The organism is Geodermatophilus amargosae (assembly GCF_041028265.1).
Classification (GTDB): Bacteria; Actinomycetota; Actinomycetes; order Mycobacteriales; family Geodermatophilaceae; genus Geodermatophilus; species Geodermatophilus amargosae_A.
In genome coordinates this window covers 279,841-300,725 of sequence record NZ_JABGCW010000003.1, presented here as the reverse complement: position 1 = coordinate 300,725, position 20,885 = coordinate 279,841, and the positions used below count along the sequence as shown (strand labels likewise).

Below are 20,885 nucleotides of genomic sequence, written 5' to 3'. Positions count from 1 at the left end.
CGGCACCAGACCGTCCGGAACGCGGCACACCGATCGACCCGTCCACTCACCCAGCGTCAAGGCTCGATCACCGGGACGGGACGGACCCTGATCCGTCCGGCGGCCGGCCGGATCGCCGCTGTGCATCCGGGGGACCGGTCCCGATCCGGTCAGGCGGAGTGCGCTCCCCGCAGGCCCGTGCTGCCAGGTGCCCGGCCGTGGAAACGTGGCCCGCCATGGTCGCGACCGCCTCCGCACCGCGGGGAGAACCGTCGGTCGAGGTCGCCGAGGAGGCCGCCGGTCATGACGGTCGGATGACGCCGGATGACCGTCACGTGACGGTCACGGCGCCCACGTGGCGGCTCGACCGGAGCGGGTGGTGCCGGCGTTCGGGAGACGCGCGAACGAAGGGAGTGCCCGTGCTCGGGTTCATCGCTCTGCTGCTGGTCGTCTGGCTGGCGGTCGTCGTCATCGGCGCTGTGGTCGAGGGACTGTTCTGGTTGATCGTCGTAGGTGCCGTCCTCTTCGTCGCGACCGCGGCCTTCGGCTGGGTGAAGCGCAACACCCGTGTCTGACGGGGCCACGCTGCCCGGCCGGTCCAGGCCCGACGGTGGCCTCCCCCCGGTGCGCGCAGAGGACTCGGGGAGGGCTGCTGGAACCGGTGATCGAGGACCATCCGGTCGGAGCCCGCGCGGTGTTCTTCGGTCTGGTGCTGGTCTCGATCGTCGTGCCGGCCCGGATGGTGGGCCGCTGGGCGAGGCAGGACGTCGCGGCCGCGGTGCTGGCCGCCGTCGCGGCGTTCCTGCTCACCGGCCTGCCGCCCGCCGGCGACGTCGACCCGCCACTCCCGGTGGTCGTCCTCGCCGCAGCGGTGGCCATCTGTGCCCTGGTGCTGCCCGGGGTGTCGGGCTCCTTCCTCCTGCTGACCCTGGGCCTGTACCCACCCACCCTCGCCGCGGTCAACGACCGGGATCCGGGCTACCTCGGCGCCTTCGCCCTCGGGGCGGCGCTCGGTCTGGGGTCGTTCGTCAAGGCGCTGCAGGTGGCCCTCCGCCGGCACCACGCCCTGACGCTGGCGCTCATGACCGGTCTCATGGCCGGGTCGCTGCGTGCGCTGTGGCCGTGGCAGGACGAGGACCGCAGCCTGCTCGCCCCGGACGGCGGAGCGCTACCCGTGTTCGCGCTGGTGGTCGGCGCCGGGCTCGCGGTCGCCGTCGTCATCGCCGTCCAGGCCCATCTCGAGCGCCGCGCAGCGGCCGCGGCCCCCGCCGCGGAGGACCGCTGAGCCGGTGAGGGGACGGCTGCCGCTCCGCGGGGTGGTCACCGTGCCGCACGAGGACGCGTCACGGGGTCCCCTGCGGCGGACTGCCCTCCGTAGGTCGATGCCCGCAGAGAGCCTGCGATCGGCCGGTCGGTGCCGGCGCGGACCGGGGGCTGGTCCGCCCGGACGGGTTCGGCCGCCTGGACGGTGCGCCTCGATGCAGACCGACGACGGGCCCCTGGCCACGCCCAGCACCTCGACCTGGTGAACCGACTCCGGCGGACCTCGCGATCACGGGTGTCGGCGGGGCGACGAACGTCAGTGAGCAACAGGTGGCACCGCCTCACGCCCACCGCAGGGTCCGCGGTCGAGCCCGCCGCTGCCCGGTGGGACCGGGACACGGACGGGGCGTTGGTCCCTACACCGCAGGGGCACCGCGGGCCACAGTCGGCGGGGTGGGCGGTCGACGACCGTCCCGTCCGACCACGAGTGCGACAGCGCCGAGTGGAGGCAGCCATGCCCACGGTGATGCGGAGAACGACCGGCTCCTTCCGCGCAGCGGTGCTGACCGCCGGCGTGTTCGGACTGGTGGCCACGGGCGTCCCGTCCGCCGCGGCGACGGCGCCGGAGGACGCGGCCATGGCGCCGGAGGTCATCGTCCTGCCGGGCGCCACCTCTGCGGAAGGCATCGCCCACGGCGAGGGCAGCACGTTCTACGCGGGCGACCTGTTCGCGGGCGACGTCTTCCGCGGCGACCTGGAGGAGGGGACCGCCGAGCTCTTCATCGACGCGCCGGAGGGGCGGTGGGCGGTCGGCATGGACGCCGACACCCGGCACGACCTGCTCTACGTGGCGGGCGGCGGCACCGGGCAGGCGTACGTCTACGACCTGCGGACCGGGGCCACCGTCGCCACCTACCAGTTCGCGCCGCCGTCCCCACCGGACGCCGATCCGCCCACCACGGTGGTCAACGACGTCACCGTCACCGGGGCGGGCGCGTGGTTCACGGAGAGCCGCCGAGGGGTCCTGTACTTCGTGCCGATCGACCGCCAGGGTCGGCCGGGAACGGAGTTCCGCACACTGACCCTGCGGGGTCCGGCGGCCGAGACGCCCGGCCCGTTCAACCTCAACGGCATCGCCGCCGTCCGGCACGGTCAGGCGCTCGTCGTCGCCCACGCCGCCAACGGCGCGCTGTACACCGTGGATCCGAGGACGGGCGACAGCGCGCGGATCACCGGGGTCAGCGTGCCGACCGTGGACGGCATCGTGCTGCACGACCGGCGGCTCTGGGCGGTGCAGAACGACGACCGAGTCACCGAGGTGCGGCTGAGCCGGGACCTGTCGGCTGGATCGGTCGTGGAGGTCATCACCAGCGACCTCTTCCAGGTCCCGGCGACCGCGATCCGGCACGATGGCCGGCTCGCGGTCGTGAACGCGAAGTTCGACACCGGCATCCCCCCGACCGCCCAGCAGTACGAGGTCGTGCTCGTCGACGACTGACCCGGTCCCCGTCGCCCGGGTCCGCCGTCGGCGATGCCCGGCAGGAGTCGATGGGAGGGGGTCTCCGCCAGCTGCCTCACCTTCCGTGGGTCCAAGGCCTCGACCTGACCACCGGCGACGTCGTCGCGGCGACACGCCGTTCACCGCGTCCAGGTCGTCGGGGACGACGACGGCCACCGGAGGCGACCCGGCCGGGGTCACGGCCGCTCTCCGCCGGGCCGCTCGGACGACACCGCGGCGGTCGGGTCGCGGTGTCGGCGCCACAACGGCTCGAGGGCGGCGAGCTCCTCGGCGGTGGCGGTCCGGAACGGCGGGGTGGACGGGGCCGGGACGGCGCGCCGCCCCTGACCGCGGGTGGCCCGCAGGCTGGCGGCGACCGAGACGCCGATGATCGTGGCGATGACCGCCAGGCTGACCGCGGTGGGCACGTAGAACAGGTCCACCTTGAGCAGCATCTTGACGCCGACCCACACCAGGACCAGGGCCAGGCCGGTCTTCAGGTAGACGAACCGGTGGATGAGGTCGGCCAACAGGAAGTACATCGCGCGCAGCCCCAGGAGGGCGAAGGCGTTGGCGGTGAAGACGAGGAACGGCTCGTCGGTGACCGCGAAGATCGCCGGGATCGAGTCGACCGCGAAGACGACGTCGGTGACCTCGACCAGGACGAGCACCGCCAGCAGGGGCGTGGCCAGCAGGACGCCGTCGCGGCGGACGAGGAACCGCTGCCCGTGGTAGGCGTCCGTCATCGGGACCCAGCGCCGGAACAGCCGCAGCGCCCGGGACCTGCCCGGGTCCAGGTGCTCGTCACGCTGGCGGGCCATGCGGTAGCCGGTCCACAGCAGGAACGCGGCGAACAGGTACAGCACCCAGTCGAAGCTCGAGACCAGCACCGAGCCGCCGGCGATGAACAGCCCCCGGAGGACGAGCGCGCCGAGGACACCGAGGAACAGCACGCGGTGCTGGTACGCCCTCGGCACCGCGAAGTACGTGAACAGGATGGCCCAGACGAAGACGTTGTCCACGGCGAGCGACTTCTCGATCAGGTAGCCGGCGAAGTACTGCTGGCCGGACTCCGCGCCGTGCGCCCACCACACCCACGCCCCGAACGCGACGCCGATCGCCACCCATCCCGCCGACCACGCCGCGGCCTCGCGGACGCCGATCACGTGGGCGCGGCGGTGGGCGAACAGGTCGACGGCCAGCATGCCGACGATGAGGCCGAGCACGGCCGGCCAGAGCCAGAAGGGGACGTCCACGGACAGCCTCCAGTCGGTGAGCACCAACCGGAGGTCTCTCCCGGCCCGCCTCGGGCCCGCTCCGCCGGGCCCCTCCTGCGGGGCCGTACTGACGACGGGAGCGCTGTGGGGATACTCCCCTCCCGGCAACCAGTGAAACAGAGTTCACCCATGTGTGCCAAGGGAGAGCCGTGACCGACGATCGACCGTCCTGGACGTTCCTGACCAACCACGGGCACGTGCTCCTCGCCGTGGCAGCCGACCCCGACGCGCGGGTCGCCGACGTCGCGGCCCGGGTGGGCATCACGCAGCGCGCGGCCCTGGGCATCCTGCGCGACCTGGAGGACAGCGGGTACCTCGTCCGTCATCGGTACGGCCGGCGCACCCACTACGAGATCCGCCCGCACCAGCGGTTCCGGCATCCGGCGACGGCCGCGCACGAGGTGGACGGGCTGCTCGCCCTCTTCGTGCAGGACCGAGGTCCACCCGGGGCAGGTCGTCCGGCGGCGGCACCGGGTCCGGGGCCGGCCGGAGGGTGACGCGAGACCCCGGCGACCGGCCGGGCGGTCGCCGCCGCGTCCCCGGATCTCCACACCGAGGTGGTCGCCCGAGCCGGCTTCGCGGCGTGGACGACGAGGTCCTCCTCGTCGTCCACGAGGAGGACCTCGTCTCCTGCACCTGGGAGCCCGGCCCCCTGGGCCGATGACTTGGCAGACTGCCCGGATGCCGCAGCTCCGCATCACCCAGGACGACGCCGCCGACGACCTGCTGGGCCGCGATCCGCTCGCCCTCGTCCTCGGGATGCTGTTCGACCAGCAGTTCCCGATGGAGCGGGCCTTCGCCGGGCCCCGGCTGCTGGCCGACCGCATGGGGGTGGACACGCTGTCGGCCGCGGGGATCGCCGACGCCGACCCCGACCGGCTGCTCGCCTGGTTCCAGGGGCCGCCGGCCGTGCACCGCTACCCGGGCTCGATGGCCGCCCGGGTCCAGGCGCTGTGCCGGCTGCTCCTCGAGCGCTACGACGGCCGCGCCGACGCGCTGTGGTCCGACGCCCCGGACGGCGCCACGCTGCTGCGGCGCATCGGGGAGCTGCCCGGATTCGGTGCGCAGAAGGCGAAGATCCTCGTCGCGCTGCTCGGCAAGCAGTACGGCGTCACCCCGCCCGGATGGCGCGAGGCGGCCGGCTCCTACGGCGAGGAGGGGTCGCGGCGCTCGGTCGCCGACATCACCGGACCGGAGTCGCTGGCCGAGGTGAGGGCCGCCAAGCAGGAGGCCAAGAAGGTCGCGAAGCAGGCGGCGGAGACGGCTCCGGCGGCCCGTTCCTAGCGACCCGGGATCGTCCGCGGAGGCGCCTGCACGCCCCCTCCCGCGGTGGCACCATGGGAGCCGGACCGGGGGGAGACCCGGGACCCGGCCAGCAGGGACCGGGTCTCGGCCACCACAGGCGACACCGTGCCGTCGGTGCTCCGATCCAGCGGAGGGATGTGTCCGTGGCCTCGAGCCAGCAGTCCGCACGACCCCGCCGGTCGGACCCGGTGCTGATCACCCAGGCCGAGCCCAGCCTGGTGGAGCAGCACGCCGCCCGGAAGAAGCGGTACGTGATCACCATGGCCGTCCGTGCCGTCAGCCTCGTGCTGGCCGCGGCGTTCTACCAGATCCTCTGGCTGGCGATCATCTTCGCGGTCCTCGGTACGGTCCTGCCCTGGGTCGCCGTCGTCATGGCCAACGACCGGCCGCCGAAGAAGAAGCTCGACGCGAACCGGTACGTCGCGCCCCGGCCCGACCACGTCCTCGACGACCCCGCCCGCCGCCGGCGGGCCATCGAGGGCGGCACCGTCATCGAGGGCTGAGCACGTCGAGGGCTGAGCGCCTCAGCGCGCGCCCGGGCGGCCGACCACCTCGGCGGCCCGGGCCAGTCCCGCGTCCAGGGCCGCGGCCGGGTCGCCGTCCGGGTCGGCCAGCCACACCGCCAGCAGCCCCGCGGTGAACGCGTCACCGGCGCCCGTCGTGTCGACGACGCGCGCCGGGTGCGCGGGCCGGTGCACCAGCGTCGTGCCCGCCGCCCACAGCGCCCCCTCGGCGCCGAGGGTGACCGCCACCGCGCCGTGCCGGGCCGCCAGTGCCCGTGCGGCGTCGGAGAGGTCGCCGCACCCCGACAGCAGCCGCGCCTCGTCGGCGTTGGGCAGCAGCAGCCCGACGCCGGCCGTGTCGGCCAGCCACCGCTGCACGCCGTAGGCGGTCAGCGGCCCGGTCGAGGCCGGGTCGAGCGAGGTGGTGCACCCCGCCGCCGCGGCCGCGGCCAGCGCCGCCAGCCCCGCCGCGCGCGGGCGCTCGTCGAGCAGCGTGTAGCCCGACAGGTGGAGGTGCCCGCCAGGGGGCGGAGCGGGCACGTCGCCGGGGCGCAGGTCGAGGTTGGCGCCGCGGTCGGCGAGCATGCTGCGCCGCCCGCCGGGCTCCACCAGGCTCACGATCGTGCCGCTGGCGGCCCCGGCCACCGTCCGCACCGCCAGGCCCACCCCGGCACCGGAGAGCTCGGCGAGCAGGCCGGCGCCGGCCGGGTCGTCGCCGACGCACCCGGCCAGCGTGACGGGCACCGCGAGGGCCGCCAGGTGCGCGGCGACGTTGGCCCCCGCCCCGCCGCCGCGGCTGCGGATGGTGGCCGGCCGGTCGGAGTCCGGCGCCGGTCCCCCGGAGAGGACGGCGACGACGTCGGTGGCCAGGTCGCCGACGACGACGACCGGACGGGTGCTCAGCGGGCCGCTGCGGCCAGCGCGGCCGCGATCCGCCCCGCCAGCTCGGCGTTGCGCAGGACGAGCCGCACGTTCACGGCCAGCGTCGCGCCCTCGCTGGCGCGGTGCAGGTGGTCGAGCACGAAGGGGGTGACGGCCTTGCCGCGCACGCCGGCGGTCTCGGCCGCGGCGAGCGCGTCCGCGATGACCCGGTCGTGCAGCCCGGGGTCGAGCTGCTCGTCGGCCGGCAGGGGGTTGGCGACGACGACCGCGCCGGGGACGAGCTCGCGGCGGGCGGCGAGCACGGCGGCGGCCTGCTCCGGCGACTCGACCGACCAGTCCAGCTGGGCGCCGCCGTCGGCGACGTAGAAGCCGGGGAAGGTGCGCGTGCGGTAGCCGACGACGGTGACCGACAGGCTCTCCAGCCGCTCCAGCGTGGCCGGGACGTCGAGGATGGACTTGACGCCGGCGCACACCACGGCCAGCGAGGTCCGCGACAGCGCGGTGAGGTCGGCGGACTCGTCGAAGGTGTCGGCCGACTGGCGGTGCACGCCGCCCAGGCCGCCGGTGGCGAACAGCGCGATGCCCGCGGCCTCGGCCAGCAGCGCGGTGCTCGACACCGTGGTGGCGCCCGACAACCCGAGCGCGGCGGCCACCGGCAGGTCCCGGACGCCGAGCTTGGCGAGGTCGGGGTCGGCGCAGACCCGGTCGACCTGCCCCGCGGTCAGGCCCACGTGCGGCACGCCGTCGAGGACGGCGATCGTGGCGGGCACCGCGCCGCCGGCCCGGACGGCCGCCTCGACGTCGTCGGCGGCGGCACGGTTGTCCGGCCGCGGCAGGCCGTGGGCGAGCAGCGTGCTCTCCAGGGCGACGACGGGCGCGCCGGCGTCGAGCGCCTCGGCGACCTCGGGGGAGAGGGTCAGGGGCGGGGCGGCGGCGTGACGGGGCTCGGTACGCGGGGCTTCGGGAGGCACCCTGCCATCATGGTGGGCGGGGCGGTCGCGCCCGGCGCCCACCTCCGGCAGGAGGGCGGCCGGGAGTGCCCGCCGGGATCCGTCGCCCGAACCTGGGAGAGACCGTGAGCGACACCGACCTCCTCGAGAAGCCCGACGTCCGCGACTCGGACACCGGCAACGCCAACGAGGTCTTCCACTACGTCCGCAAGAACAAGATCGCCGAGAGCGCGGTCATGGGCACGCTCGTCGAGGCGCTGTGCGGCGAGGTGTTCCCGGTGACCAAGTCACCGAAGCCCGGCAGCCCGGTCTGCCCGGCCTGCAAGGAGGTCTACGAGCAGCTCCGCAAGGAGTGAATCAGCGGAGGCCGAGGCGCTTGGCCTCGGCCTCCAGCTCGGCGGCTCGGCGGCGCTGGGCCCGGCGGGTGTGCCGGCGCGGGGGCGCGGGCCAGCGCTCCTGGATGGTCGCGTTGAGCTCCGCACCGAACAGCAGGGCCATGCCGAAGAAGAACAGGAACAGCAGGGCTGCGATCGGGGTGGCCAGCGCGCCGTAGGGCAGCGCGGCGACCAGGATGTCGGAGACGTAGAGCCGCAGCACCGTGGCCGCCACCAGGAAGAAGGCGACGGCCAGGAGCGTGCCCGGCAGGTGCCGCCGCCAGGGCAGCCGCCGCGGCAGGATCACGTGGTAGAAGCTGGTCAGCGCCAGCAGCAGGCCGACCAGCACCACCGGCCAGTAGACGGCGTTGATCAGCATGGTCGCGGTCTCCTGCCAGTGCTGGGGCAGCAGGGCGACCAGCACCCCGCGCCCGAGCACCAGCAGCGGCAGCATCAGCACCGCGAGCACCAGGCCCACGACGAACAGCCACAGCGCCATGAGCCGGGTGGCGATCGGGCCGCGGACGTCGCGCTGGTCGTAGGCGATGACGATGGTGTTCATGAACGTCGCCGTCGCCGACGACCCGGCCCACAGCGTGATCAGGAACCCGAGGCTGACGACGTCGAGCCGGCCCGAGGTCAGGATGTCGCTGAGGGTGGGCCGGACCAGCGAGTCGACGACGTCGGCGGTCAGGACCTCGCTGGAGGCGTTGACCAGCGTGTCCTCGATGGTCTGCACCGACGCGGCGCCGATCCAGCTGCCCAGGTAGCCCAGCGACCCGAGCAGGGCGATGAGCAGCGGCGGCACCGAGAGGATCTGCCAGAACGCCGCCTCGCCCGAGAGCCCGAGGATGCGGTCCTGCCAGGCCTTGGCCACCGTGCGGCCGAGGACCTGCGCCGGCACCCGGACGGCGGCGGGCCAGTGGTCGAGCCGGCCGGGGGCGGGGAGGTCGGCGCGGCTGGCGCCCGCCGGGGACGGCGCGGGCGGGGGGACGGGTGCGTCGTCCGCGGTCCCGGTGCGGGACCGCCCGCCGGCCCGCACGGTGCTCACCAGGCCAGTGTGCACGCCCGACGCCCGCCTCCGCCGCCGACGCGGGAGGTGCGGGCACCGGGCGCCGGGGACCGGATCGCTGCTCAGGCCGTCGGCCCGGCCGGCGGGGTGCCGCCGTCCGGGGCGGGCGGGACCGGGGCCTCGGCCGGCGGCGTGATGCAGCGGATGACCGCCTCGGCCGCGTAGGTCGTCTCGAAGGTCTCCCGCCGGATCTCCGCGCCGCTCTGCAGGTCGCGGAAGACCCGGGTCACGGTGACGTCGAAGCCCTGCACGCCGGACTGGGAGATGCAGTCGCCGTCGTCGACCCGCTCCTGGACCGCCGGCTGGCGGTAGTTGGTCCGCGGGCCCTCGATGGCCTCGATCTCGTAGCGCCTGGTCCCGTAGAAGGTCACCGTGATCGACCCGCCGGAGGCACCGGGCGTCCACTGGGTGTCCACGTAGATGCCGGTGTCGGAGTCGTTGCGCCACTGCAGGTCGATCTGGCCCTCGTACACGGTGGCCTCCCGGCCGGCCGGGTAGCGGCTGATGTAGAAGCTGTGCGGCTTGTGGTAGACGTCCTCGAGGCCGGCGAAGAAGACGGCGTTGAACATCGTGGTGGCGAACTGGCTGATCCCGCCGCCGACCGCGGTGGACAGCTCACCGCCGCTGATGACGTTGGCCGGCACGTAGCCCTGCGCGGTGCCCCGCGGCCCGGTGTGGGTGTTGAGGCTGAACGTCTCGCCGGGCAGCACCAGCGCGCCGTCGACCTCCTCGGCCACCACGCGGATGTTCGTGGCGCTGGCGGCGTTGGTGGTCGTCGTCGTGAAGGTGCTGACCTGCTCGCGGATGCCGAGCGCCTCGGCCTCCTCGGTGGTCAGCTCGGCCGGCACCGGCCCGAGCTCTGCGGTGACCGTGCGCGGTGCGGCGTCGGGCAGCACCTCGAGCAGCTGGCCGGCCAGCGCTGCCGGGTCCACCCCGGTGCCGTCGACCGACGGGACGACCCGCACCCCGCCGCCGGCCACCTCGAAGCGGGCGTCCTCGGCGGGCGTGCCGAAGGCGGTGAACTCGTCGGCCATCGCCGTCTGCAGCGCGGCCGGGTCGACGGCGACGGCGAGCTCGCCGTCGTCCTGCGGCGTGAACGTGAGCGAGGCGGCGATCGCCTCGACCGGGACCTCGACGGACGTGGCGCCGTCCTGGCTGGTCACCGTGACGGGCGCGGCCAGCGCCGGGGTGACGGTCCCGTCGAGGACGCGCTGCGCCTCGTCGGCGTCCACGCGCACCGGGTCGACGTCGACCGGCAGCTCGATGGGCGTCGCGGGGTCCCCGCCGGCGGCCAGGGCCGCGGTGATCGCCGTCGCGGCGCCCTCGCGGTCCAGCGTCCGGCCGTCGACGGGCTCGACCAGGCTCGGCGTGGTGCCCTCGAGGGCGATGCCGGCGTCCACCGGCGCCCGGTCCACCTGGGTGGCGATCGTGTCGACCTGGGCGGCCAGGGAGGTGTCCTCGACGGCCATGACCGGGGCGACCTCGCGCTCGCCGAACAGCGAGACCAGGCGGGTCCAGGGGGCGAGCGGCTGGTCGTCGGCGGCGTCGACGGTCGCGTCGACGTCGAGGGTGATGCCGGCGGCAGCGGGGGAGAGGGTGGCCTCGACGTCGTCGGCGACGACGGTGTGGTCGGCGGCGATCCGCGCGGCGAGGTCCTCCTCGAGCGCGTCGCCGGCGGCCGCGGGCGACAGGCCGCCGATCTCGACGCCGGCCACCACGGTGTTGCGCGGGACGTCGCCGCCGGCCACGAGCAGGTCGACGCCGTAGGCCACGCCGAGCACCGCCAGCAGGCCCACGGGGGCGAGGACGGCGGGACGGCGCCAGCGCGGACGGCGTGGACCCGGCGCGGGACCGCCGGGGCCGCCAGGGCTCCCGGGACCGTCGGGACCGCCGGGGGAACCGGCCGGGGGAGCGGGGGGCGCGACGGGGGGCGCCTCGGCGGGCACGCCGGCACCGCCCAGGACGACCGTGTCCGAGGCGTCCCCGGTGGCGGGGGCGCCGGGGCGCTTGCCCAGGTCGACCGGCTCGGTGGCCTGCGTGCCGGCCGGGCCGCCGCCGAGTGCCACGGTGTCGTGGACCGGGTCGGGCGCCGGCGTGGCCTCGGTGCCGGCGGGGGCCTCGCTGGGGAGTTCCGCGGCGGTGTCGGCCGGGGTGTCGGCCGGGGTGTCGGCCGGGGGCTCGGACGGGACGACGGGCGGGGCGGTGGCCGTCGGAGGTGCGGTGGCCGTCGGAGGTGCGGCGCCGGGACCGACGGGTCCGCGGTCGCGGGGGACCGGGCGGGTGTCGTCGGAGAACCCGCCGGGCCCCGGATCCTCGGACGTGGCGGCAGGTGGGGAGGCGGGGTGCTGCGGCATCGGGGTTTCCTCGGGTCGCCGTCGACCGGGGGTCCCCGGGAACGACGGAGCCGCCGGGCCCCCGGCCGCGTCATGCGGACCGGGGACGCCGGCGGCGGCGTCGGGTGAGGGCTTCATCGCGGAAAGCGACGATAGCGCCCTCTCTCGGAGTGGGGTGGGTTACTCGCCGTCCGTCGCGATGATGTCGACGGCGATGTCACGGAGCTTGGTGTCGTACTCGCGAGCGTGGTGCCCGCAGAACACGAGGTCGCTGCCACTGGCGAGCACGACACGCACCTTGGCCAGCGCGCCGCACCGGTCGCAGTGGAAGGGCACGACCAGGTCGTCGGCGGCGGGGGTCGTCGTCAGCGTCTGGGTCATCTGGGTCATCACTCGCTCTCTACCGCACGGACCCGCGGCTGCGGATCGGCCTCCTGCACAGCGCCAGGATGGACCCCTGTGTTCCCGTGCCTCCCGTCACTGCGTTCGACTCGCCGGGACTCGGTGAGCCGGTGACCGCTGGGACTGGTGGGTGGTGGGTTCAGCAGGGACGTCACTGGGTGGTGCCGGTTGTCTGGTGGGACGGGTACTTCTCCGGGCGCCGGCTGGGTTCCGGCTGTGGGTCCGCTGCTGTCTCGACGTCCTCCACGCTACGCGCTCTACCCGGCCGGTGCCGCGGTACACCGCACGGGCAGCCCACCCGGGTGAGATCGTGACCTCGCCGAGATCACCAGCGGACGCCCGTCACACCGGGCGCCCGGCGGAGCGGGCGGGTGCGTCGGAGCCCCACACGCTGTCGGCCACCGTCCCGGGCAGGTCGGGGTTGTCGGTGGTCGAGAAGACGGGGTCCTTCCCGGCCCGCGCCTGGCGCTCGAAGTCGCGCAGCGCCCCGAGGGCCCACCGGCCCAGGAGCACGAGGGCCACCAGGTTGACCAGCGCCATGAAGCCCATGGCGACGTCGGCCAGTGCCCACACGGTCGCGAGCTCGAGCAGCGCCCCGGCGCCCACCACGGCGACGACCACGATCCGGAACACCGTCAGGGCCCCGGGCCGGGCGCGCAGGAAGGTCATGTTCACCTCGGCGTAGGAGTAGTTGCCGAGCACCGACGAGAACGCGAACACGAAGATCAGGACGCTCATCACCCAGGTGGTCCCGCTGCCCAGCTCGTGGGCCACGGCGGCCTGGGTGAGCGAGGCGCCTTCCGTGGTCTCACCGGGCGTGTACACCGCGGACCCGGCGAACAGGATGATGAACGCCGTCGCGGAGCACACGATGATCGTGTCGACGAAGACGCCCAGGGACTGGATCAGCCCCTGCTTGACCGGGTGGCTGGTGGTCGCGGTCGCCGCCGCGTTGGGGGCGCTGCCCATCCCCGCCTCGTTGGAGAACAGCCCCCGCTTCGCACCGTTGAGCAGGGCCGCCGCGAGCCCGCCCGTGATGCCGGCCGCGGCCTGGCCGACGCCGAACGCCGCCGAGAAGATCTGCCCGAGGACGGCGCCCACCTGCGTCACGTTGAGCGCGATGATGACGGCGGCGAGCGCGACGTAGGCCAGGGCCATCACCGGGAGGAGCCACTCGGCGACCCGCGCGATGCGACGGACCCCGCCGAACACCACGGACGCCGTGAGGGCCATGAGCAGGGCCGCGGACCACCACTCGCCGACTCCGTGCCCGCCGGCCAGCACGTCGCTGATCGTGTTGGCCTGGACCATGTTGAACGCGATGCCGAAGGTGAAGATCAGCAGGACGGCGAACAGGACGCCACCGCGCCGGGAACCGAGGCCGCGCTCGATGTAGAAGGCGGGTCCACCGCGGAAGCTCCCGTCACCGGCCGGGATCTTGAAGATCTGCGCCAGGGTCGCCTCGATGAGCGCGGTGGCCATGCCCACGAGGGCGACGATCCACATCCAGAAGATCGCCCCGGGGCCGCCGAGGGTGAGCGCGATGGCCACACCGGCGATGTTGCCCGTCCCCACCCGTGAGGCCAGGCCGACGCAGAAGGCCTGGAAGGACGAGATGCCGCCGTCCGAGCCGCTCCGCGAGGAGGTGATCTGACGGATCATCCGGCCGAAGAGCCGGACCTGGACGAAGCGCGTGCGGAACCCGAAGTAGAGGCCCACGCCCAGCAGCACGTAGACCAGCACGTAGGTCCACAGGACGTTCGAGACCGGGTCGATCAGGTTCTGCTGGATGACGTCCATCGGGGGGGCCTCCGCGTGTCGGCCTGCGGCGCTGGGATCACGACCTCGGGGGACGGCCGCTCGGCTCGTCGAACCCCTGGGCGGCGTTGCGGAGGATCATCCGACCCCGCCGGGTGCCGCGCACCTCGGGTGCCGGGACGCGCAGAGGCCCCGACCCTCGCGGGTCGGGGCCTCTGCGGAGAGCCCTCGCGTCGGTCCTCGCGTCAGTCGAGGTAGTCGCGCAGCACCTGGGACCGGCTCGGGTGACGCAGCTTCGACATCGTCTTGGACTCGATCTGCCGGATCCGCTCCCGGGTGACCCCGTAGACCTGGCCGATCTCGTCGAGGGTGCGCGGCTGGCCGTCGGTGAGACCGAAGCGCAGCCGGACCACGCCGGCCTCCCGCTCCGACAGCGTCTGCAGCACGCTGGTCAGCTGGTCCTGCATGAGGGTGAAGCTGACCGCGTCGACGGCGACGACCGCCTCGGAGTCCTCGATGAAGTCACCGAGCTGGCTGTCGCCCTCGTCGCCGATGGTCTGGTCGAGGCTGATGGGCTCCCGGGCGTACTGCTGGATCTCCAGCACCTTGTCCGGGGTGATGTCCATCTCCTTGGCCAGCTCCTCCGGGGTGGGCTCGCGCCCGAGGTCCTGGAGCAGCTCGCGCTGGATGCGGCCGAGCTTGTTGATGACCTCGACCATGTGCACCGGGATGCGGATGGTGCGGGCCTGGTCGGCCATGGCGCGGGTGATGGCCTGCCGGATCCACCAGGTGGCGTACGTGGAGAACTTGTAGCCCTTGGTGTAGTCGAACTTCTCCACCGCGCGGATCAGGCCGAGGTTGCCCTCCTGGATGAGGTCCAGGAACGCCATGCCGCGGCCGGTGTAGCGCTTGGCCAGGGAGACGACCAGGCGGAGGTTGGCCTCCAGCAGGTGGTTCTTGGCGCGCTCGCCGTCGCGGACGATCCAGTTGAGGTCGCGGCGCATCTGCGGGGAGAGCTTCTGGCCCTCCTCCTCGACCTGGCGCAGCCGCTCGGCGGCGTAGAGGCCGGCCTCGATGCGCTTGGCCAGGTCGACCTCCTCCTCGGCGTTGAGGAGGGCGACCTTGCCGATCTGCTTGAGGTAGGCGCGGACGGAGTCGGCCGAGGCGGTGAGCTCGGCGTCCTTGCGGGCCTGCCGCAGCGCCTCGGACTCCTCCTCGTCGTCCCACTCGAAGTCGGTGCCGCCCTCGGCGGTGGCCTCCTCCGCGGCCGGGGCCTCGGCGGCCTCTGCCCCGTCCGGGCCGGCGACGACGGCCTCGTCGAGAGTCAGGCCCTCGGCGCCGGCGTCGACCACCGCGACCGCGGAGTCCTCGGTGGCCACGGCGGTCAGCACGGTGCCCTCACCGGTACCGGGCGAGGGGCTGATGCTGGGCTTCCGGGCGCCCTTCGCGGCTCCGGTCGCGGGAGCGGCGGTCGTGGGGGCGGCCTTGGCGGGGGCCTTCTTCCGCGTGGGCTTCGCGGCGGGCACCTCGTCCGCGACCCCGACGGGGGCGCTGGTCCGGGAGGCCCGGGTGCCGGCTGCGACCGTCTTCGAGCGGCTGGTGCTCGATGCGGCGGCGTCCGGCGCTGGCTTGTCGGCGGGCACTCAGGTTCCTTCCCGTGCTGGGTGCGTTCCCCGGGAGTGGATCGGCTCCCGGGCAGCGGCCCCGGTCGTCGGGCCGCGCAGCGGGGAGGCCCCAGGGTCCAGCGCGGTGTTTCACCGCGAGGAGGACGGGGGATGACTCCCGGCTGGGTGGTGACGGGCTGGGGCTCCTCCATTGTAGCGACGCGCGCCGGTGTGACCACCGCCTCGAACGGTCCGGGATCGCCCGGAAGGGCTGCTCCCGGCCGAGGTTCAGGGTTCGAAGCGCTCCGCGGCGGCCAGTGCGGCCCCCACGATGCCCGCGTCGTTCTGCAGCTGGGCGGGCACCACCGGCGTCCGGGTGCTCAGCAGCGGCACCCACTTGTGCGCCTTCTTGCTCACCCCACCCCCCACGATGATCAGGTCGGGCCACACCCCGGCCTCGAGCACGTCGAGGTAGCGGTCCACCCGCGCCGCCCACTGCGGGTAGGAGAGGTCCTCCCGCTCGCGGGCGGCCGCCGACGCGCGGCGCTCGCCGTCCTCCCCGTCGACCTGGATGTGGCCGAACTCGGTGTTGGGCACCAGTCGCCCGTCGTAGAACAGGGCGCTGCCGATCCCCGTGCCGAAGGTGAGCATGAGGACGACCCCGTCGTGGCCGCGGCCGGCCCCGTAGCGCATCTCGGCCAGCCCGGCGGCGTCGGCGTCGTTGAGGGTCTCGACGGTCCCCGGCACCAGCGCGGTGAGGCCGGCGTCGACGTCGGTGCCGATCCAGCCCTTGTCCATGTTGGCCGCGGTGTGCGCGACGCCGCGCTTCATGACCCCGGGATAGGTGACGCCGATCCGGCCGGTCCAGCCGAAGGACGACACGATCCCGGCGACCACCTCGTAGACGGCCTCCGGCGTGGACGGCTGCGGTGTCTCCACCCGCATCCGCTCACCGAGCAGGACGCCCGCCTCGAGGTCGACCGGGCACCCCTTGATGCCGCTGCCGCCGATGTCCACACCGAACCCCTGCACGCGGTCACCCTAGTGACCGGCGCCGCACCCGGGTGCACGGCTCGGGCAGGATCCCCCGCGTGAGTGCCCCGCCGACCCCTGCCCGGCTGCTCGACCTCGCCGTCGCCACCGCCCGCGAGGCGGCCGGCCTCGTCGCCCGCCAGCGCGGCGCGGCCGCGGCCGCCGTCGACGTGAAGAGCAGCCCCACCGACGTCGTGACCGCCGTCGACACCGCCACCGAGCGGCTGATCACCGCCCGGCTCCTCGACGCGCGCCCCGACGACGGCCTGCTCGGCGAGGAGGGCGCCGCCCGCGAGGGGACCAGCGGCGTGCGCTGGGTGGTCGACCCGATCGACGGCACCGTCAACTTCCTCTACGGGCTGCGCGGCTACGCCGTCTCGATCGCCGCCGAGGTCGACGGCGTCCCGGTGGCCGGCGCGGTGCTCGACGTGCCCACCGGCGAGCTGTTCACCGCCACGGCCGGTGGCGGGGCGTTCCTCAGCACGCCGGCCCGGCCGGAGCCGGTGCGGCTGGCAGGCAACCGGCCGGTGTCGCTGGAGCAGACGCTGGTGGCCACCGGGTTCGGGTACCGCGTCGAGCAGCGCCGGGCGCAGGGCGCGGTCGTGGCGCAGCTGCTGACCGAGGTCCGCGACATCCGCCGCCAGGGCTGCGCGTCCCTGGACCTGTGCTCGGCGGCCGCCGGGCGGGTGGACGCCTACTACGAGCTCGACCTCAAGCCCTGGGACCACGCCGCCGGCGCGCTGGTGGCCGCGGAGGCCGGCCTGGTGGTCACCGGCCTGCCCGGCCGGCCCTTCGCCGAGCCGATGGCCGTCGCGGTCCCCGAGACGGTGGCGGAGCCGTTCCTCGCCCTGCTCGACCGGCTGCACCCGGCCGGCGCCCGCTAGCAGGCGGCTTCGGCGCTCGCGATCGGGCTGAGGGTGGCGGCGACGTCGTCGGGGGAGGCCAGCCCGGGGAAGTCCGGGCCGAGCACCAGGTCGATGCGGGCGTCGGCGCGGGTGTCCTGGAAGGAGCCGGCCCCGGGGAGGAACAGCGCCAGGTAGCGCGCCGCGTCGGTGCCGCGCGCGCCGTGCCGGATCTCGCCGGGCCCGACCACCTCGCGGTCGGTCGGGTCGTTGGCGACCTCGTCGACGACGAAGCCGCGCTGCGTCAGCTGGTCGGCGACCTCCTGCGCCCTCCCGGCGATGTCGGAGGCGTTGTAGACGCGCACCGTCACCGTGCCGGGGTCCAGTGACGGCGGTGCGTCCGCGGCGGTGGCGCAGGCGGCCTCGGCGGCGTCCTCGCGGGCGCCGGCGTCGTCGAGGACCTTCCACCAGACGCCGAGCGCGGCCAGGGCGAGCACGAGCAGGAAGACCAGGGGCGGCACCGGCCGGCGGTCCCGCCGGGGGCGGGCCGGGGGACTGTCGGTGCTCGTGCTCACGGTCGTCCTCCTCGACGGCCCCCCGGGCGGGTGCGGCGGGTCGCGCGGAGTCTAGGTCCGGCCGCCGACCTCAGAGGGCACCGTCCTCCAGCGCGGCGCGTCCGAGCTCGACGCACGGGTCGATGCGGTCGGCGTAGCCGGAGGTGTCCTTGCCGGCCATCGCACCGGCCGCCGAGCGGGCGACGATCCCGGCGACGATCGCGGCGAACTTGAAGAAGGCGAAGCCGACGTACCAGTTGAGGTCGGAGAGGTCCACGCCGCTGCGGCCGGCGTAGTGCTCGGCGATCTCCCGGCGGGTCGGGAAGCCGGGCAGCGTCGTCACCGGGCTGAGGACCGGCCGGGTCTCGCCGGCCTCGGGCCAGTAGACGAACAACATGCCGATGTCGGTGAGCGGGTCGCCGAGGGTCGACATCTCCCAGTCGAGGACGGCGCGGATGCCGCCGGGGCGCTCGGGGTCGAGCAGGCAGTTGTCCAGCCGGTAGTCGCCGTGGACGACGCCGGTCCGCTGGGTCACCGGCACGGTCTCGGCCAGCCGGGCGGCGAGCGCGTCCATGTCGGGGCGGTCGCGGTCGCGGGTGGCGTCCCACTGCTTGGTCCACCGCCGCACCTGCCGGGCGAGGAAGCCCTCGGGCCGCCCGAAGTCGCCCAGGCCCACGGCCTCGGGGTCGACGGCGTGCAGCTCGGCGAGGACGTCGATGAGCCCGTCGCCGATCCGCCGCCGCTGCTCCGGGGTGTCGGCGTAGCCGGCCGGGATCTGGTCGACCACGTGCAGGCCGACGACCCGCTCCATCACGTAGAAGGGCGCCCCGAGCACCCCGGTGTCGGTGCACAGGTGCAGCGTCCGCGGCACCGGGACCGGCGTCGGCCCGAGCGCACTGATGACCCGGTGCTCGCGGGCCATGTCGTGCGCGGTGGCCAGCACCGCGCCCGTCGGCGGCCGCCGCAGGATCACCGCGTCGTCGGCGCTGCCGCCGGCCGGCGTGACGACGTAGGTGAGGTTGGACATGCCCGCCGCGATCAGCTCGACGGTCACCTCCCGCCAGCGCTCGTCCCCGAGGACGGAGGCGAGATACGGACCGACGACGGCGGGGTCAGCTCCCACGGGACTCGACACGGGCGGCAGGGTAACCTCCGGCACTCCGCTCCCCGACCGGCCCGCCCGGGCCCGTTCCGGGTGCCCTGCACGGGTCGTGGAACGGCCCCGCGTGTCCCGCCCGGAAGGGCGGGCACAAACCGGGGCCACACGGCGTTGGGGGGCTGCCGGTCCCGTACCGGGCCGACCACCGTGTCGGCCGGAGGCGGGCCCGGTCCGTGACCAGCGGCCGCCCGTCGGGCGGCCGGCCAGGACGACGGTGGCCCCCGCCGCCGTCGGACCCAGGCGGGCGCGCACGACGCGCCCGCGAGAACCCCGGAGGAGGGGCACCCCATGGCCACCGACTACGACGCCCCGCGCCGCAACGAGGCCGACGAGCTCGGCGAGGACTCCCTCGAGGAGCTCAAGGCCCGTCGGGCGGAGGCCCAGTCGGCCTCGGTCGACGTCGACGAGACCGACTTCAACGAGAGCCTCGAACTGCCCGGCGCGGACCTGTCCAACGAGGAGCTGACCGTCCGCGTGCTGCCGAAGCAGGAGGACGAGTTCACCTGCTCGCGGTGCTTCCTCGTGCAGCACCGCAGCCGGCTCGCCGCCACCCGCGGCGACCAGATGTACTGCCGGGACTGCGCCGCATAAGCAGGACGACCGACGAGCAGTACGACCCACAGGGCAGGACCGAGGGGAGCGACCGATGACCGAGCCGACGCAGCGCATCGGCGCACCCCGCGACGTCCCGCCGCCGCGGCCGGTGCCGCCGGCCGCGCCGGGGCCGGGCCGGTCGGGGGACGGTCCGGCCTGGCTCGCCGACGACAGCGGCCTCGGCCGCGCCGCCCGGGCGGTCGCCGACGCGGTGTCCGGGCTCCTCGGCGGGAGCGCCGACGAGCCGTCCGCCGCCGGGCAGCCCGACCCCCGCCGGTCGGCCGGCGGTGTGCTGCGCGACGTCCTGGGCGCCCTGGCCTCCGCGGCGACCTCCGCCGCCACGTCGGCGGCGACCGGGAGCCGCGGCGCGGACCGGCCCGCGGGCGCGGCCGACGACGAGCGGTCGGGCCGCAACCCGGTCGGCGTCGTCGGCGACCTGCTCGCCGCGGCCGCACCGCGCCTGCCCATCCGCGACGCCGCCCGGCTGCGCGCCGCGTACCCGGGGCTGTCGGACGACGAGATCGCCGACGCCCTGGTGACCCGCTCCTCCCGGCTGACCGCCGCGGTCGGTGCGGCCACCGGCGGGCTGGCCGCCGCCCAGTGGTTCGCGACGCCGTCGCTCGTCGCGCTGCCGCTCGAGCTGGGCGCCGAGACGCTCGTCACCGCTGCCGTCGAGGTGGTGATGCTCGGTGAGCTGCACGAGATCCACGGCCGGCCGGCGTCCGGCACGCCCGCCGAGAAGGCCGCCGCCTACCTCTCCAGCTGGACACAGCAGCGCGCCGTCGAGGGCGGTGAGCGGCAGGCCCTGGGCACCGTCCTCGGCACCGCCGGGTTCCGCGCCCTCCGCCGCCGGCTGTCGCGCCGCATCGCCCGCAGCGCGCCGGCGGCGGCACCGCTGCTGGTGGGTGCGGCGCTCGGTGGCCGGGGCAACCTCAAGGCCACCGAGACCCTCGCCCGGCGGGTGCGGACCGACCTCCGGCGCGGCCTGTCCTGAGCCCGCGCGGCCGGTCCGCCGACCCGTCCCGGGGCGCGGTTAGGGTCGCCGTCGTGTCCGACCCCCTCGAGGTCCCCGTCCGGCTGACCGCGGCGGGGGCCGCGCCCCCGCGCTACGCCCTCCCCGGCGACGCGGGAGCCGACCTCACGCTCACCGAGGACGTGCACCTGGCCCCGCTGGAGCGCGCGCTGGTGGGCACGGGGGTGGCCGTGGCCATCCCGGACGGCTACGCCGGCTTCGTGCACCCGCGGTCGGGCCTGGCCGCGCGGCACGGGCTGAGCCTGGTCAACGCCCCCGGCACCATCGACGCCGGCTACCGCGGCGAGATCAAGGTCAACCTGGTGAACCTCGACCCGACCACCCCGCTGACGCTGCGCCGCGGCGAGCGGGTCGCCCAGCTCGTCGTGCAGCCGGTGGTGCAGGCCCGCTTCGTGGCCGTCGAGCAGCTGCCCGGGAGCGTCCGCGGCGAGGCCGGGCACGGGTCCACCGGCGCGGGACAGGAGGCCTGAG

General features: G+C 75.0%; 22 protein-coding genes. 11 read left to right on the top strand and 11 right to left on the bottom strand.

The window, feature by feature from the left end; genetic code table 11:
- Positions 1-398: 398 nt before the first annotated feature.
- From HLV61_RS04740 to HLV61_RS04730, 3 genes are all read left to right on the top strand, one after another.
- On the top strand, positions 399-554 hold the full coding sequence (locus tag HLV61_RS04740; protein ID WP_204263633.1) for a hypothetical protein: 156 nt from the start codon (positions 399-401) through the stop codon (positions 552-554).
- 86 nt (positions 555-640) lie between these two features.
- Positions 641-1,264, top strand: coding sequence for a DUF368 domain-containing protein (locus HLV61_RS04735; RefSeq protein ID WP_369253232.1), 624 nt, complete (start codon positions 641-643; stop codon positions 1,262-1,264).
- Between the two features lie 492 nt (positions 1,265-1,756).
- Complete coding sequence (locus HLV61_RS04730) at positions 1,757-2,740, top strand: hypothetical protein (RefSeq protein ID WP_369253231.1); 984 nt, start codon at positions 1,757-1,759, stop codon at positions 2,738-2,740.
- Between the two features lie 197 nt (positions 2,741-2,937).
- On the opposite strand, the gene HLV61_RS04725 is transcribed toward HLV61_RS04730, so the two are convergent.
- Entirely contained in the window at positions 2,938-3,996 is a 1,059-nt protein-coding gene (locus HLV61_RS04725) for a TerC family protein (RefSeq protein WP_369253230.1), read from the bottom strand.
- Positions 3,997-4,166: 170 nt separating this feature from the next.
- Here HLV61_RS04725 and HLV61_RS04720 point away from each other — a divergent pair, with 170 nt between their 5' ends.
- From HLV61_RS04720 to HLV61_RS04710, 3 genes are all read left to right on the top strand, one after another.
- Positions 4,167-4,514, top strand: a complete 348-nt coding sequence (locus HLV61_RS04720) for a helix-turn-helix transcriptional regulator (protein ID WP_369253229.1) — start codon at positions 4,167-4,169, stop codon at positions 4,512-4,514.
- Between the two features lie 184 nt (positions 4,515-4,698).
- Positions 4,699-5,301: an HhH-GPD-type base excision DNA repair protein gene (locus HLV61_RS04715; protein WP_369253228.1), complete on the top strand. Its 603-nt coding sequence runs from the start codon at positions 4,699-4,701 to the stop codon at positions 5,299-5,301.
- 164 nt (positions 5,302-5,465) lie between these two features.
- Positions 5,466-5,825 (top strand): DUF3099 domain-containing protein, encoded by a 360-nt coding sequence (locus HLV61_RS04710; RefSeq protein ID WP_369253227.1) that lies wholly within the window; start codon positions 5,466-5,468, stop codon positions 5,823-5,825.
- Positions 5,826-5,846: 21 nt separating this feature from the next.
- On the opposite strand, the gene HLV61_RS04705 is transcribed toward HLV61_RS04710, so the two are convergent.
- Both HLV61_RS04705 and HLV61_RS04700 read right to left on the bottom strand, forming a co-directional pair.
- Complete coding sequence (locus tag HLV61_RS04705) at positions 5,847-6,728, bottom strand: carbohydrate kinase family protein (RefSeq protein ID WP_369253393.1); 882 nt, start codon at positions 6,726-6,728, stop codon at positions 5,847-5,849.
- The gene (locus tag HLV61_RS04700; RefSeq protein WP_369253226.1) at positions 6,725-7,678 is read right to left on the bottom strand and encodes a pseudouridine-5'-phosphate glycosidase; all 954 of its coding nucleotides are present in this window, start codon (positions 7,676-7,678) and stop codon (positions 6,725-6,727) included. The genes HLV61_RS04705 and HLV61_RS04700 overlap by 4 nt, the downstream gene beginning before the upstream one ends.
- Before the next feature lie 104 nt (positions 7,679-7,782).
- Here HLV61_RS04700 and HLV61_RS04695 point away from each other — a divergent pair, with 104 nt between their 5' ends.
- Complete coding sequence (locus HLV61_RS04695) at positions 7,783-8,013, top strand: DUF3039 domain-containing protein (protein ID WP_093582423.1); 231 nt, start codon at positions 7,783-7,785, stop codon at positions 8,011-8,013.
- Between the two features lies 1 nt (position 8,014).
- On the opposite strand, the gene HLV61_RS04690 is transcribed toward HLV61_RS04695, so the two are convergent.
- The 6 genes from HLV61_RS04690 to ppgK form a co-directional block, all read right to left on the bottom strand.
- Positions 8,015-9,082, bottom strand: a complete 1,068-nt coding sequence (locus HLV61_RS04690; RefSeq protein ID WP_369253225.1) for a YihY/virulence factor BrkB family protein — start codon at positions 9,080-9,082, stop codon at positions 8,015-8,017.
- A gap of 83 nt (positions 9,083-9,165) precedes the next feature.
- The gene (locus tag HLV61_RS04685) at positions 9,166-11,457 is read right to left on the bottom strand and encodes a VanW family protein (RefSeq protein ID WP_369253224.1); all 2,292 of its coding nucleotides are present in this window, start codon (positions 11,455-11,457) and stop codon (positions 9,166-9,168) included.
- A gap of 159 nt (positions 11,458-11,616) precedes the next feature.
- Positions 11,617-11,826 (bottom strand): DUF7455 domain-containing protein, encoded by a 210-nt coding sequence (locus tag HLV61_RS04680; RefSeq protein WP_199505451.1) that lies wholly within the window; start codon positions 11,824-11,826, stop codon positions 11,617-11,619.
- Positions 11,827-12,180: 354 nt separating this feature from the next.
- Positions 12,181-13,638 carry an alanine/glycine:cation symporter family protein gene (locus tag HLV61_RS04675; RefSeq protein ID WP_369253223.1) on the bottom strand — a complete coding sequence of 486 codons (1,458 nt, stop codon included), beginning with the start codon at positions 13,636-13,638 and terminating at the stop codon, positions 12,181-12,183.
- Between the two features lie 203 nt (positions 13,639-13,841).
- Entirely contained in the window at positions 13,842-15,239 is a 1,398-nt protein-coding gene (locus HLV61_RS04670) for an RNA polymerase sigma factor (protein ID WP_369253222.1), read from the bottom strand.
- 249 nt (positions 15,240-15,488) lie between these two features.
- A complete protein-coding gene (ppgK, locus tag HLV61_RS04665) occupies positions 15,489-16,232 on the bottom strand; it encodes a polyphosphate--glucose phosphotransferase (protein ID WP_369253221.1) in 744 nt (247 codons plus the stop codon).
- Positions 16,233-16,291: 59 nt separating this feature from the next.
- Here ppgK and HLV61_RS04660 point away from each other — a divergent pair, with 59 nt between their 5' ends.
- Positions 16,292-17,116, top strand: a complete 825-nt coding sequence (locus HLV61_RS04660) for an inositol monophosphatase family protein (protein WP_369253220.1) — start codon at positions 16,292-16,294, stop codon at positions 17,114-17,116.
- On the opposite strand, the gene HLV61_RS04655 is transcribed toward HLV61_RS04660, so the two are convergent.
- On the bottom strand, positions 17,113-17,649 hold the full coding sequence (locus HLV61_RS04655; protein WP_369253219.1) for a LytR C-terminal domain-containing protein: 537 nt from the start codon (positions 17,647-17,649) through the stop codon (positions 17,113-17,115). The two genes, HLV61_RS04660 and HLV61_RS04655, sit on opposite strands and share 4 nt — an antisense overlap.
- Positions 17,650-17,719: 70 nt before the next feature.
- The gene (locus HLV61_RS04650) at positions 17,720-18,763 is read right to left on the bottom strand and encodes a phosphotransferase family protein (protein ID WP_369253218.1); all 1,044 of its coding nucleotides are present in this window, start codon (positions 18,761-18,763) and stop codon (positions 17,720-17,722) included.
- A gap of 312 nt (positions 18,764-19,075) precedes the next feature.
- On the opposite strand from HLV61_RS04650, the gene HLV61_RS04645 reads away from it, so the two are divergent.
- Genes HLV61_RS04645 through dut form a run of 3 tightly spaced genes read left to right on the top strand, consistent with a single transcriptional unit; the run spans position 19,076 to position 20,884 of the window.
- Entirely contained in the window at positions 19,076-19,378 is a 303-nt protein-coding gene (locus HLV61_RS04645) for a DUF4193 domain-containing protein (RefSeq protein ID WP_204693870.1), read from the top strand.
- Between the two features lie 55 nt (positions 19,379-19,433).
- On the top strand, positions 19,434-20,375 hold the full coding sequence (locus HLV61_RS04640; RefSeq protein ID WP_369253217.1) for a hypothetical protein: 942 nt from the start codon (positions 19,434-19,436) through the stop codon (positions 20,373-20,375).
- Between the two features lie 53 nt (positions 20,376-20,428).
- Positions 20,429-20,884: a dUTP diphosphatase gene (gene dut / locus HLV61_RS04635; RefSeq protein WP_369253216.1), complete on the top strand. Its 456-nt coding sequence runs from the start codon at positions 20,429-20,431 to the stop codon at positions 20,882-20,884.
- The last annotated feature ends 1 nt before the right edge of the window (position 20,885 follow it).

Coding starts and splice junctions, on each gene's coding strand:
- HLV61_RS04685 (WP_369253224.1), bottom strand. CDS start 11,457: ATGCCGCAGCACCCCGCCTCCCCACCTGCCGCCACGTCCGAGGATCCG.
- HLV61_RS04680 (WP_199505451.1), bottom strand. CDS start 11,826: ATGACCCAGATGACCCAGACGCTGACGACGACCCCCGCCGCCGACGAC.
- HLV61_RS04640 (WP_369253217.1), top strand. CDS start 19,434: ATGACCGAGCCGACGCAGCGCATCGGCGCACCCCGCGACGTCCCGCCG.
- HLV61_RS04675 (WP_369253223.1), bottom strand. CDS start 13,638: ATGGACGTCATCCAGCAGAACCTGATCGACCCGGTCTCGAACGTCCTG.
- HLV61_RS04645 (WP_204693870.1), top strand. CDS start 19,076: ATGGCCACCGACTACGACGCCCCGCGCCGCAACGAGGCCGACGAGCTC.
- HLV61_RS04715 (WP_369253228.1), top strand. CDS start 4,699: ATGCCGCAGCTCCGCATCACCCAGGACGACGCCGCCGACGACCTGCTG.
- HLV61_RS04730 (WP_369253231.1), top strand. CDS start 1,757: ATGCCCACGGTGATGCGGAGAACGACCGGCTCCTTCCGCGCAGCGGTG.